This is a genomic window from Actinoplanes sp. NPDC051633 (genome assembly GCF_040681735.1).
In the GTDB taxonomy this organism is placed as follows: Bacteria; Actinomycetota; Actinomycetes; order Mycobacteriales; family Micromonosporaceae; genus Actinoplanes.
Genome location: NZ_JBFAZH010000113.1, coordinates 1 through 11,731, shown reverse-complemented (window position 1 = coordinate 11,731; position 11,731 = coordinate 1). Strand labels below are relative to the sequence as shown.

At 69.8% G+C, this 11,731-nt stretch carries 11 protein-coding genes and 2 pseudogenes; 8 read left to right on the top strand and 5 right to left on the bottom strand.

The window, feature by feature from the left end; translation table 11 throughout:
• Positions 1–196: 196 nt before the first annotated feature.
• A pseudogene (istA, locus tag AB0M20_RS09725) lies at positions 197–1,717 on the top strand (IS21 family transposase); the annotation flags it as partial.
• A gap of 92 nt (positions 1,718–1,809) precedes the next feature.
• Positions 1,810–2,586 carry an IS21-like element helper ATPase IstB gene (gene istB, locus AB0M20_RS09720; protein WP_364296335.1) on the top strand — a complete coding sequence of 259 codons (777 nt, stop codon included), beginning with the start codon at positions 1,810–1,812 and terminating at the stop codon, positions 2,584–2,586.
• Between the two features lie 2 nt (positions 2,587–2,588).
• On the opposite strand, the gene AB0M20_RS09715 is transcribed toward istB, so the two are convergent.
• From AB0M20_RS09715 to AB0M20_RS09705, 3 genes are read right to left on the bottom strand one after another with little or no spacing between them, the layout of a single operon-like run.
• Positions 2,589–3,029, bottom strand: a complete 441-nt coding sequence (locus tag AB0M20_RS09715) for an aminoglycoside phosphotransferase family protein (protein WP_364296333.1) — start codon at positions 3,027–3,029, stop codon at positions 2,589–2,591.
• Positions 3,030–3,064: 35 nt separating this feature from the next.
• The gene (locus tag AB0M20_RS09710) at positions 3,065–3,832 is read right to left on the bottom strand and encodes an ankyrin repeat domain-containing protein (protein ID WP_364296331.1); all 768 of its coding nucleotides are present in this window, start codon (positions 3,830–3,832) and stop codon (positions 3,065–3,067) included.
• A gap of 10 nt (positions 3,833–3,842) precedes the next feature.
• Positions 3,843–4,487 (bottom strand): DUF305 domain-containing protein, encoded by a 645-nt coding sequence (locus AB0M20_RS09705; protein WP_364296329.1) that lies wholly within the window; start codon positions 4,485–4,487, stop codon positions 3,843–3,845.
• Between the two features lie 282 nt (positions 4,488–4,769).
• Between AB0M20_RS09705 and AB0M20_RS09700 the strand changes: the two genes are divergently transcribed.
• Together AB0M20_RS09700 and AB0M20_RS09695 are read left to right on the top strand one after the other, a co-directional pair.
• Complete coding sequence (locus AB0M20_RS09700) at positions 4,770–6,761, top strand: HD domain-containing phosphohydrolase (RefSeq protein WP_364296327.1); 1,992 nt, start codon at positions 4,770–4,772, stop codon at positions 6,759–6,761.
• Positions 6,762–7,053: 292 nt separating this feature from the next.
• Positions 7,054–7,227, top strand: coding sequence for a hypothetical protein (locus AB0M20_RS09695; protein ID WP_364296325.1), 174 nt, complete (start codon positions 7,054–7,056; stop codon positions 7,225–7,227).
• Between the two features lie 291 nt (positions 7,228–7,518).
• On the opposite strand, the gene AB0M20_RS09690 is transcribed toward AB0M20_RS09695, so the two are convergent.
• Positions 7,519–8,586, bottom strand: a complete 1,068-nt coding sequence (locus AB0M20_RS09690; protein WP_364296323.1) for a LuxR C-terminal-related transcriptional regulator — start codon at positions 8,584–8,586, stop codon at positions 7,519–7,521.
• 117 nt (positions 8,587–8,703) lie between these two features.
• Here AB0M20_RS09690 and AB0M20_RS09685 point away from each other — a divergent pair, with 117 nt between their 5' ends.
• The 4 genes from AB0M20_RS09685 (at position 8,704) to AB0M20_RS09670 (ending at position 11,565) form a co-directional block, all read left to right on the top strand.
• Entirely contained in the window at positions 8,704–9,903 is a 1,200-nt protein-coding gene (locus AB0M20_RS09685) for an NAD(P)/FAD-dependent oxidoreductase (RefSeq protein WP_364296321.1), read from the top strand.
• A gap of 320 nt (positions 9,904–10,223) precedes the next feature.
• Positions 10,224–11,078: a methyltransferase domain-containing protein gene (locus AB0M20_RS09680; protein ID WP_364296319.1), complete on the top strand. Its 855-nt coding sequence runs from the start codon at positions 10,224–10,226 to the stop codon at positions 11,076–11,078.
• A complete protein-coding gene (locus AB0M20_RS09675; protein WP_364296317.1) occupies positions 11,057–11,269 on the top strand; it encodes a hypothetical protein in 213 nt (70 codons plus the stop codon). The genes AB0M20_RS09680 and AB0M20_RS09675 overlap by 22 nt, the downstream gene beginning before the upstream one ends.
• A 20-nt stretch (positions 11,270–11,289) precedes the next feature.
• Positions 11,290–11,565, top strand: coding sequence for a hypothetical protein (locus AB0M20_RS09670; RefSeq protein WP_364296337.1), 276 nt, complete (start codon positions 11,290–11,292; stop codon positions 11,563–11,565).
• A gap of 45 nt (positions 11,566–11,610) precedes the next feature.
• On the opposite strand, the pseudogene AB0M20_RS09665 reads toward AB0M20_RS09670, so the two are convergent.
• A pseudogene (locus tag AB0M20_RS09665) lies at positions 11,611–11,731 on the bottom strand (IS5/IS1182 family transposase); the annotation flags it as partial.

Genomic DNA, 11,731 nt, shown 5'->3' with positions numbered 1-11,731 from the left:
TGTCGGCGCTCACGGAATTCCCCACCTGTAGGGGTCTGACGCTCACGTAATTCCCCACCCCGGTCGCTCACGTAATTCCCCACCCTGCTGGTGGGGTGGTCGGGCGTCCCGGTTGGTGGTCCTCGCGATCAAGGAAGAGTTCTCCCTCGTCTGTGACGGATGGGTGAGGGAGCCGATGGCGAGGAGAACGTTCGACGTGGTCGATGTGACCGAGATCTTCACCCACTGGTATGCCGGACGGTCGATCAGCGAGTTGTCGGTGTCGCTGGGCGTGGACCGTAAGACGATCCGTAAGTATCTGGCTCCGGCGATCACGGCCGGGTTGGCGCCGGGTGGGCCGGTAATGACGGCTCAGGACTGGGCGGTGTTGGTGACCCGTTGGTTCCCGCATTTGGCGGACACCAGGTTGCGGCAGATCACCTGGCCGCAGATCGCGGTGTTCCACGAGTACATCGCCGAGCATTTGAAGGCCGGGGTGACGCAGGCGACGATCCATCAGCGGTTGCGTGACGAGCATGGCCTGACCGCGAGTCTGGCGTCGTTGAAGCGGTATGTCGCGGCGAACATGGCTGAGCAGGTGCGCCGGGACCAGGTCGTCGTTTTGCGTGACGAGGCCGACGTCGTGGCGGGTGCGGAAGCCCAGATCGATTATGGGCATCTGGGCAGCTGGACCGACCCGGTCAGCGGGAAACAGCGGCGGGTGTGGGCGTTCGCGATGGTCCTGGCCTGCTCCCGGCACATGTTCGTGCGGCCGGTCCTGACGATGGATCAGCGGGCTTGGACCGAAGCGCATGTTGCGGCGTTCACGTTCTTCGGTGGTGTCCCGCGCCGGCTGGTCCCGGACAACCTGCGCACCGGGGTGGACAAGCCTGATCTCTACGATCCGAAGATCAACCGCTCGTATGCGGAGCTGGCCGACCACTACGGGACGCTGGTCGACCCGGCCCGTTCACGCAAGCCGCGGGACAAGGCACGTATCGAACGGCCGATGCCGTATATCCGCGACTCGTTCTGGCGCGGCCGGCAGTTCGCGTCGCTGGACCAGATGCAGACCGCCGCGGTCTCCTGGTGCGTCGAGGTGGCCGGCCGCCGGTCATGCCGGCCGCTGTCGGGTGCGGCGCCGGCGTCGGTGTTCACCGCGGCCGAAGCGCAGGCCCTGCAGCCGTTGCCCGACCGGCCGTTCACGCTGGCGACGTGGTCGACGGCGATGGTCGGCCCGGACATCCACGCCAAAGTCGGCAAGACGATCTACTCGGTGCCGTGGCGGTTCATCGGAGCGCGCGTCGACGCCCGCGAGACCTCGCTGGTGGTGCAGATCTTCCACCACGGACAACTGATCGCGACCCACGGCCGGAAACCGTCCGGGAAGCAGACCGATCTCGGGCACTACCCGCCGGAGAAGATCGCGTTCCGGATGCGGACGCCGACCTGGTGCCGGACCCGAGCCACCGAGATCGGCCCCGCCTGCGAACGGGTCATCGCCGGGCTGCTCGAGGTCAACGCCTTGTTCCGGCTCCGCGCCGCGCAAGGCGTCCTCGCCCTGGCAGGCAAACACAGCCCGGCCCGGTTGGAAGCCGCCTGCGGCAAAGCCGCCGCGGTCGGGGACCCGTCTTACCGGACCATCAAAGGGATCCTGGCCGTCGGCGCCGAAACCGACCCGCCCCGCCCGTCCTCCGGCGACGCCGGCGCCGCCGCCCATCTGCACGGCCCTTCGCAGCTGTTCGCGAACGTGATCCCCCTGCCCACCACGAACCCGGCATCCGCGGTGGACCCGGCCACCACGAGCGAACACCAGCCCAAGGAGATCTCGTGACCGTCGTCGACACCGCTCTACGCGACAGCCTGCGCACCCTGAAGCTGTCCGGCATGCTGCACACCCTCGACGCCCGCCTGGCCCAAGCCCAAGCAGGTGAACTCGGCCACCTCGACTTCCTGCAAGTGCTCTGCCACGACGAAATCACCCGCCGCGACACCATGAGCATGCAACGCCGGCTGCGCCGGGCCCGCTTCGACCAGCACATCACCCTGGAAGAGTTCGACTTCCACGCCAGCCCGAAACTGCCCGCCGCGCAGATCCGCGACCTCGCCGCGCTGCGCTGGCTGCAAGCCGGTGAATCCGTCGTGCTCCACGGACCCGTCGGCGTCGGGAAAACCCATATCGCACAAGCCCTCGGGCACCTCGCCGTCCGGCACGGCGCCGACGTCCGCTTCCTGAAAACCAGCCGCGCTCTGGCCGACCTCGCCGGCGGCCACGCCGACCGCACCTGGCCCCGCCGCCTCGCCGAACTCACCCGCCCGGCACTGCTCATCCTCGACGACTTCGCCATGCGCGAACTCACCGCCCAGCAAGCCGACGACCTCTACGAACTCATCTCCGAACGCAACCAAGCCGGCCGATCCCTGATCGCCACCTCGAACAGGTCACCCGCCGACTGGTATCCGCTGTTCCCGAACCCCGTCGTCGCCGAGTCCCTGCTCGACCGGCTCATCAACACCAGCCACCAAATCTTCATGAACGGACCCAGCTACCGGCCCAACAAACGACCCGGCAGAGCCGGGTCGACAACCACCAACAACACCAAGTAGAACTACACCCCGAGGACCACCACCTGGGGAATTACCTGAGCCCAACCCCGGGGAATTAGGTGAGCGCCGACAAGCACCTGCCCGAGGGCGATTCCGGGGTGGCAGCGTTCCAGCAGCAGGGCGCTGGTCGAGTCGAACGCGGCGCTGTCGTGCACGCGCACCGCGCCCTCGCCGGCCCATGCCCGCAGGCCGTCCGCTTCGTGGGTGGCCTCGTCGTGCCGCCACGCGACCTTAAGCACGAGGTCACACCCGGCGACGTCGCGTACCGATGCCACCCAGGCGCATCGCCCGCCAGGTTGATACGGCCGCCCGAGGCGCAGCGACCACCGTTCGGTCAGGTCAACCACGATGTCCGGGAGGACGCTCAACCATTCGTGGCGTCCGGGCGCCGGATCGGCACGCACGCTGTTCACCAGGATCGCCGGCAGAACGAAGGCCGTCACGCTCGCCATTGTGCCGCCCACCTGCGGCAGTGCACCTATCGGCCAAGTTGGGCGGCGGTCGCGGCGCCCCGACTGCGCAGCCAGCCGACGAGATCGGTGGCGCCCGTGCGGGTTGCCGCGTCCAGCGGCGTGCGGTTCTCCCAGTCCGGTATCTCGTTGAGGTCGGCGCCGCGGTCGAGAAGGAGTTCCGCGCATGGTGGCTGGCCGCCGTGGCATGCGCCCCAGAAGGCCCGGTTGATCTCTTCAGGGTTGGGCGGGTTGGCGCCGGTGAAGAAGGCTTCGAGGCGGTCGGTCAGCCCGAGCGTTGCCGCGTCTTGCAGGCTGGTGTGTGCTCCGCGTCCGACGAGGCGGTGCGCGGCGTGCCACTGGGCAAATGCCCGCGCGTCGGCCAGTGGGGTGCCGCCGGCGATGACCGCACCGGGGGCGTCGATGTCCGCGCCCGCATCCAGCAGCGCGTCGAGCACCGCCACATCGTCGCTGCTGGCCGCCCAGTGCAACGGCGTCTCGGTGTGCGGTCCGCTGAACCGGGCGTTCACGTCGGCGCCCGCCGCGACCAGCGCTGCGACGGTGGCCGCGCCGTTGGGATAGTGGCCGGGCCAGTCGGTGACCACGTGCAGCAGCGTCCGGGACATCCCGGCGCAGTCGGGGCCGTCGTAGTCGCCCAGCCTGGCGGTGGCCAGGCCCGGATGCTCGGCCAGCAACTGCTTCAGCGCGGCGACGTCCCCGGTGTGGATCGCTGCGACAGCGGCGACCGCCAGCGGGTCCTCGGTGTCGAGGACCATCACATCAGTGTCGCCATCCATGTCGCACACCCTACGGGGCAGCCGTGGCCTCGGCCGCGTGCGTCGTCGTAGATGGTCTTGGACCAGGTGTCTTCGGGGGTGGCGACGAAGATCCACCAGTCGAAGCGACAGCGGAGGTGCTCCCACCTAGCCGAGGGACGCCCGTCATTCCTACCGGGGATAGGGACGATGTAATTTGCGCCAACAGCGGGTTGAGTTGGTTGATCTCTCGTTGTTGAGCGGTGCGCATCTGTTCCGCCAGTGCGATCACCTCCGGTTGCCTGCCCCGCGCGATCACCTCGTTGATCATGTGGAGGCCGCCGAGATGGTGCGCCAGCATCAACCGGCTGAACAACAAGTCGGCGGCCGGGCCACGGGTCACGGCGAGGCGTGCCACGTCACGGCGCGTCGCCATGCCCGGCATGGGCGGATCTGTGGCGGCAGGCGTGGCCGGCGGGTGCGTCATCCAGGACATCGCCGGTGCGGCGGTACTGGTCGGTAGGCCCCATTGCTGTAGCCAGCCGGACATCACGCCGGCCTCCCGCTGCTGGGTGGTGGCGATCTCGTCGGCCATCTCCCGCACCGCTGGCACGGTCGCCCGCCGCATGACGATCATGGCGAGGGTGACCGCCTGGCTGTGGTGAATCACCATGTCCCGGACGAACCCCACGTCCACCGAGCCAACCTCGGGTTGATCATGCGCGGATCGCGACGCGCCTGCGGTGTAGCTCGCTGTGGCCAGCAGGACCGCTGTGAGCGCGGCCGCCGCCCGGCGGACGCAGGGCCGGGATGGTGCTGGCGAGAAACGCATACCGCCAAGCTAGGCCCGCCGTGGTGCCGTTCGGGTTCAGCTCCGGTGCGCGCACAGGTCAAGAAATCATGCGACCTTGCCGGCAGAAGGCTCAGTCTCGACGAAGGAACGCCGATAGGACAACGGATCGGATGAGGGTGTGAGGCTATGCGACGGTCGCTGCTGTTGGGTCTGACGGGCGCACTGGTGCTGTTGATCATTGGCGTGTCCGCCGGTTTCGCCGGGCAAACCCGGGCGGTGACCCGGGAGGCCAACGATCTGATCCATGACGCGGCGGAGCAGGCGCAGGTGCTCAACGCCTACTTCGCCCGGGCACGTTCGATCATCCTGCTCACCGCGCACAGTTCCGAGTACCGGCAGTTCTACGCCGAGCCGGGCGACCGAGACCAGCGGGTCCGGCGCGGCGGCCCGACCCTGGACGCGATCAACGGTTCGTTGGGATATCTCGAGCAGCTCTACCCGGACCGGATCGGCGAGGCCTGCTTCATCGACGCCTCCGGCGCGGAGAACGCCCGGACCGTGCGCGGCGAACGCGCCACCTACGCCGACCTGTCCCTGGAGGAGGACAAACAGCCGTTCTTCGCGCCGTCGTTCGCTCTCGCCGCGGACCAGGTCTACCAGGCGAAGCCGTACCTGTCCCCGGACACCGACGAGTGGGTCATCGCCAACGTGACGCCCGTGGTCATGCCCGACAGGTCCAAGCCGGCCATCGTGCACTTCGAGGTCACGGTCGACAGCTTCCGCCGCGAGGCCATCGCCCGCAGCGACCGCAGCGTGCTGGTCGTCGACGCCGACACCGGCCAGGTCGTGATCAACTCGCTGCGGCCGCAGCAGATCGGCGCCGGGTTGGGCGACCCCGCCGACACCCGATTCCACGGCCTCGTCGGTGGTTGGGCCGCGACCGGGCGGATGCAGCTCGACGGGCACCAGGCCGCGTACCAGCGGATCGCGGCCACGCCGGGCAATGCCAACAACTGGTACGTCGTGTCCATCGCCAACAACGCCACCGGCACCTTCACCGGCGTCGGTGTGCTGCCGTTCGTGCTGGTTGTCGCCGCGCTACTGCTCATCGCCTTCCTGCTGATCGCCCTGCGTCGAGGGCGGGAGAGCCTAGTCAGCGCGGCGAACACCGACGCGCTGACCGGTCTGTACAACCGGCGGCGTCTGGTCGCCGACCTCGACACCGAACTCGGCCGCGCCACCGACATCGATCCGGTCCTGCTGATGTTGTGTGACCTCAACGGGTTCAAGGCCTACAACGACACCTTCGGCCACCCGGCCGGCGACGCCCTGCTCGCCCGACTCGGCGCCGCCCTAGCCCGGGAGATCGGCGCGAAGGGCAGGGCTTACCGGATCGGCGGCGACGAGTTCTGCGTGCTCGCCCGCCCCGGCCGCGACGGCATCGACGAAATCATCCAGGTCGCCACGCGGGCGCTCAGCGAGCAGGGCGACGGCTTCACTATCACCACGTCGCAGGGCGCCATCCTGCTACCCACCGAGGCGTCGTCGGCCACTGAGGCGATGCGCGTCGTGGACTTGCGCATGTACGAGAACAAGAACAGCAGCCGGGTACCCGCCGACATGCAAACCGTCAACGCGCTGCTGCGCGCGATCCACGAACGCGACCCGCAGTGGGCCCAGCGGCTGGTCTCGACCGCCGACCTGGCCGGCGCCGTGTGCCAACAGCTGGGCGTACCGGCGGCCGACGTGGTCCGCATCCGGCAGGCGGCTCAGCTGCATGACGTCGGCAAGGTCGGCATTCCCGATGAGATCCTGCGCAAGCCGGTACGCCTGACACCGCAGGAGTGGGCCTTCATCCGGCAGGCACCCGCGATCGGCGAACGCATCACCTTGTCAGCCCCCGCGCTGGCCCCGGTCGCCCCCCTGGTGCGCTCGGCCCGGGAACACTACGACGGCACCGGCTACCCCGACGGTCTGGCCGGCATCGAGATCCCCCTCGGCGCCCGGATCATTTCCGCCTGCGCCGCTGTAGCCGCCATGACCTCGGACCGGCCCTACGCCGACCGCCTCGACACCGCCACCGCAATCGGCGTACTCAACCAGACGGCGGGAACGCAATTCGACCCGGACGTCGTGGCCGCGCTCCGGCAGGTCATGCTCCAGCCGGTTAGCTCGTGACGCCCTCGACAGGCGATTCGGCGACAGAACTGACATCCGGCGATCGGATCGGGACTGTCTCGCTGCCAGGCGGCAGTCGCTGACGGCGAAGAACTGTTCAAAGGCGGATTTGGACCGCTGTTTGCCGACCCGGACCACGTTGTGTGAGGTCTCAACACATGCCTAACGTTTCGTTCGCGGGAGATCTTGAACGCTGTCTGGCGTGCGTGGTGCGGGTGCCTTGAAGTGGCGTAGCGGATGCTGGGTCTCGCGGGTGCAGGGATATTTCTTTGCCGTCGAGTAAGACACGGAAGTGGGTGTCCTCGAGGTGGATGGTGACGACCTTGCCGGCGTGGGTGCGTCCGATGCGCAGGCGTTGACGGGCGATCATGATGACGCCATCGGCTGGGACGCGGCGTTGTGCGGACTGCGGGCCGGGTTTGGGACCGGGCAGCGCGGTGACGGTGATGCGAGCGCCGCGGAGTGAACAGTGGTTGACCGCCGAGGTGGTGGCGCCGATCCCTACGTCAACACACCGCCTATGCGCTCGGCGTCTCCACCGTGCCGGACAGGCGATCGGTTCGCTGAGGTCCTGAACCTTGACACGTTCGAGCCTCGGCTCGCCCGGATAGGCCTCTCCCTCCGCACCAAATCCATGCACACCCACGGCTCGAGCAGCTCCTGGACCAGCAGGGCGCACGCCGCAGATCACGCCGCGGTCAGGCGAGAACCGACCTTGGCACGCCGCCATCACGACCGCGCCGCCGATTTTGGCTCGTCAGGTGTGGTGCTGGTAGAACAGCATCGCGGTCAGCTCGGGCCGGCTGCGGACCCCGAGTTTGGCGAACACGGCCTTCACATGGTCGCGCACCGTGTGGGGTGACAGCCACAGGGCGGTGGCCATATCAGCGATAGGTACGCCGCGTACCAGCATCCCGGTGATCTCACGTTCCCGGGGTGTCAGCTCGTAGGCCTGTATGAGCAGCGGTGCCAGGTCTGTCCGGTGGGCCGGTTCGATCATGATGGCGGTGCTGGGACGTCCCGTCCCGGTCGGCCGCAGCCGGGAACCGTGCAGGACGAACCATCGCCCGGACGGCAGCCGGACCCGGGCGCGGGCCGGCGGGCCGGGTCGATCGGTGTCGGCCAGCAGCCGGGCCCGCCGGGCGACCTCGTAGACGACCGACGGGAACTCGAGTCCTTCGTCGGCCATCTCGGCGAGCCAGCCTCGCGCGTCGTCGGACACCGCCGCCGCGGTGCCGTCGTCCTGCAGGATGATCAGTCCCGGGTTGGTGTCGCCCGGTTCGGCGGAGCAGGCCCGCTCGAGGAGCAACCCGCTGCGCAGTCCGTCGCCGAGCGGCCGGGCGACGGTGCTGAGGAACGTCGCTTCGGCCGCGCTGAAAGCCGGCTCACCGTCCGCCCGGGCCAGGCACATCTGGCCCCACGCCGCGCCGCCGGAACGGAACACCGCGCGGAGTTCGTCGCACCAGCCGGCCGGGGCGTTGATCGTCCGGTGCCGGGCGCTGCGGGCGAGGTCTCCGCCGGTCGCCTGACTCAGCGTGGCCACCGCGGCCCGGGACCGGGCTACCCCGGTGAACGCGACGAAGTCCCCGGCGGTGAGCTCGTTATCGATCAGCTGGAGGTGGGTGACCGGATCCACATTTTCGGCGAACCCTCCGGTGGGCAGCAGCGTCACCGGGTCGGTGGTCTGCCAGCCCGCCGCTGCGTACGGCACCACCTGCCGGATGTGGCGGGACACCTCCTGCAACAGGGCGAGCGGTGGTAGCCCGCTGGCGCACGACTGCCTGATCGCCGCATACGCCGAGCGATCGCCGCCTGAGCGTCCCATCGGCCCAGCATCCGCCCGGTCCGGGGAGCGCCACAACCCCCACATCTGCGGGATGGTTCCCGCGTCGGTGCGGCCGCACGCTGGCGGGACCAGACCACAACCGACGAGGAGCCCTCCGTGGAGAACACCGCTGATGTCCTGATCATCGGGGCCGGTCCGGCCGGACTGGCGTGCGCTGCAGTGCTCCACGACGCCGGCGCCGCCGCCACCGTGCTGGAAGGCAGCGGCACGCCCGCTGCGGCCTGGCGTGCCCGGCCGGCCGGGTTGCGGCTGAACACCAGCCGGGCGTTCTCCCACCTGCCGGGGCTACGCTTTCCCCGCCGGGCCGGCACGTTCCCGGGCCGCGACGACGTGGTGTCCTACCTGGAGTCCTACGCCGCCCACCACCACCTCGACATCCGCCTCCGCACCGCGGTGCACCGCGTTGACCGGGTGATCCCCGGTGGCGACCCGGCCGAACCCCGATGGGCGCTGACCACCTCCCGAGGGAGGGTGGAGGCCCGCCACGTCGTCGTCGCGACCGGGCTGCTGCGTACGCCGTCCATCCCGGACTGGCCCGGACGTGACACCTTTGCCGGCACCCTGGTAGCTGCCGCCCATCACAGCGACCCGGCCGCATTCCGCGGCCGTGACGTCCTCGTGGTCGGGGCCGGCTGCTCCGGGATGGAGATCGCCGCCGAACTCGCCGACAACCGCGCCGCCACGGTCCATCTGTCCGTCCGTACCCCACCCAACATCCTGCTGCGCTCCATCGCCGGGCTTCCGGGAGATCCCGCCGCCATGCTGCTGCTCCACCTGGCGCCACGCACGGCCGACGCCCTTTTGGCGCCCCTGCGCCGGTTGACCATCGGGGACCTCACCGCCTACGGCCTGCCGGTCCCCGCCGAAGGTCCCTTCCAGCGCCTCGCCCGGACGGGGGACGGTCCGGCCGTCGTCGACCGAGGCGTCCTCCGTCACGTCCGATCCGGCCGGATCCGGGTGGTGCCCGAGGTCACGGCACTCGAGCCCAGCGGCGCCCGTCTCGCCGACGGCCGCCACCTCACCACCGACGCCATCATCGCCGCCACCGGCTACCGCTCCGCGCTGGCGTCCCTGGTCGGCCACCTGGACGTCCTCGACGACCGGGGACGTCCGACGGCCGGCGCCGACGGCCAGGCCGTGCCCGGGCTCTGGTTCATCGGCTTCCAACCGGGACCCGGCCAACTTGGCGCCCTCGGCGCGGAGGCCCGGCGCATCACCGCCGGCATCACCTCCGCAGCGGCAGTCCCGGCCCGGCGTATCGCCGACCCGAGCGCCTGTGGCGGACGTGCGCGCTGACGGGTACCGGTCGTCGGTCCGGGCATCGCCGCGGACGGCGTGCACTCCAGGTCCGCCGCCTGGTTTCGGCACGCAGGCCCCGCCGGTGGGTCAACTCGCACGCCGGTTCGTCGTAGCCTGGCCGGACGCGGCACCGACCTGGCCGGTCCGACCCGGGGCGGGCACGGCGTTTCTGACCATCCCGATCGGCGACGGTTGTACTGCTACTGCGGCGGACCAGCCACGGACCCACCGCCGCCGCTGCGGGAGTTGCTCGACGGGTACGCCGAGCCGGTGCGGGCCTCTGCTCGAAGCCACTGCGCGACAAGCATGACGCACTGATGACGGGATCTGCCGTGACCGGAGTGAGCTACGCGTTGTCGGCCCGGGCGGCCGACTTCTACGAGTCCACATTCGTGCCCGGGCTCTCCGGCGAGTGGGCGCGGCGACTGGTTGCGGCCGCCGGGGTGACACCTGGCCGGTCCGTCCTCGATGTGACCTGCGGGACCGGCGTGGTAGCCCGCACCGCGGCCGAGCGGACCGGTCCCGAAGGCTCGGTTGTCGGCCTGGACCGCAACGAAGCGATGCTCGACGTGGCCCACCGGGTACGGCCAGACCTCCGGTGGCAGGTCCGGGACGCATGCGCGCTGCCGTTCCCGGACGGCTCGTTCGACGTGGTGCTGTCCCAGGCCGGGCTGATGTTCTTCGACGACCGGGTGCGGGCGTTGCGAGAGATGGGACGGGTAGCCGGCGGGGCCGGCCGGATCGCGGTGCAGGTGCCCGGCCGATTGGCCCGCAGCGCCGGATGCCTGGCCTTGACGGAGACCGTGACCCGCCACGCCTCCCCGGACGTGTTCGACCTGTTCAGCGTGTACTTCGCGGTGGGTGAGCCGGATCTGCTGACGGACCTGTTCGACTCGGCCGGACTGCACGTCGACCGCTTCGACACGTGGGTCGGCGCGACCCGGCTGGACGCGGTCGACACGTTCCTGGAAGTGGAACTGCTGCCGCTCGCCGGTCACGTGGAGCCGTGCGGGACCGGATCGTCGCGGACTGCCGCACCACGCTGGACCGGTTCGTCGACCCCATCGGCGCCATCGCCGCGCCGCTCGAGCTGCACTTGGTCACGGCGCACCCGGCGATGCCCGGTCAACCTACGAGATAACATCGGTCGATGGGTCCCAAACATTGGGTGATGACGGGAGCCGCACCGACCGACTATGCGTTCGACGTCACGGATGAGACCTTCGACGGCAAGCCGGTGGTGCGTCTACGGTCGGTGACCGATCCGGCTCCCGCCTTCGGTGCGTTCTGCCAGGCCATCGCCGCGGGTGCGTACCTCGGAAAGAAGGTCCGCCTGTCGGCGCGTTGCGGACCCTCGAGGTGAGCGGCTGGGCGGGGATGTGGATGCGGGTTGACGGTTCGCAGGCCAGCGAGACGCTGGCCTTCGACAACATGCAAGAGCGCGCGGTCACCGCCACGACGGGATGGCGACGGCACTCCGTCGTCCTCCCCGTGGATCCTCGTGCGCACACCGTCATCTTCGGCGCGCTCCTGGTCGGGGTAGGTGAGCTGAGGGTGGCGGACCTAGCATTCGAAGAGGTCGCTGCCGACGTGGCCGTCACCGGTCCGGGCTTCGCCGTTCCAGCCGCTCCCCGCAACCTCGACTTCACGGAGGTCTAGGTAGTGGCGAGTTTGTCGTAGCCCAGTGTCCACAGTGCGGTGACGCTTGAGGCGGCTTATGCCGCACTCGACGGCGTGCCGCTGCTTGTAGGTCCGCCGGTCGAATGCGGGCGGCCGGCCGCCTCGTGAGCCGCGGCCCAGGGGGTGCCGAACCTGGTGCGCGCGG

Bases quoted from the DNA above. Each gene is read 5' to 3' on its own strand.
- AB0M20_RS09710 (WP_364296331.1), bottom strand. From the start codon at position 3,832: ATGGATGGCGACACTGATGTGATGGTCCTCGACACCGAGGACCCGCTG.
- AB0M20_RS09700 (WP_364296327.1), top strand. From the start codon at position 4,770: ATGCGACGGTCGCTGCTGTTGGGTCTGACGGGCGCACTGGTGCTGTTG.
- AB0M20_RS09690 (WP_364296323.1), bottom strand. From the start codon at position 8,586: ATGGGACGCTCAGGCGGCGATCGCTCGGCGTATGCGGCGATCAGGCAG.
- AB0M20_RS09680 (WP_364296319.1), top strand. From the start codon at position 10,224: ATGACGGGATCTGCCGTGACCGGAGTGAGCTACGCGTTGTCGGCCCGG.
- AB0M20_RS09675 (WP_364296317.1), top strand. From the start codon at position 11,057: ATGGGTCCCAAACATTGGGTGATGACGGGAGCCGCACCGACCGACTAT.
- AB0M20_RS09670 (WP_364296337.1), top strand. From the start codon at position 11,290: ATGCGGGTTGACGGTTCGCAGGCCAGCGAGACGCTGGCCTTCGACAAC.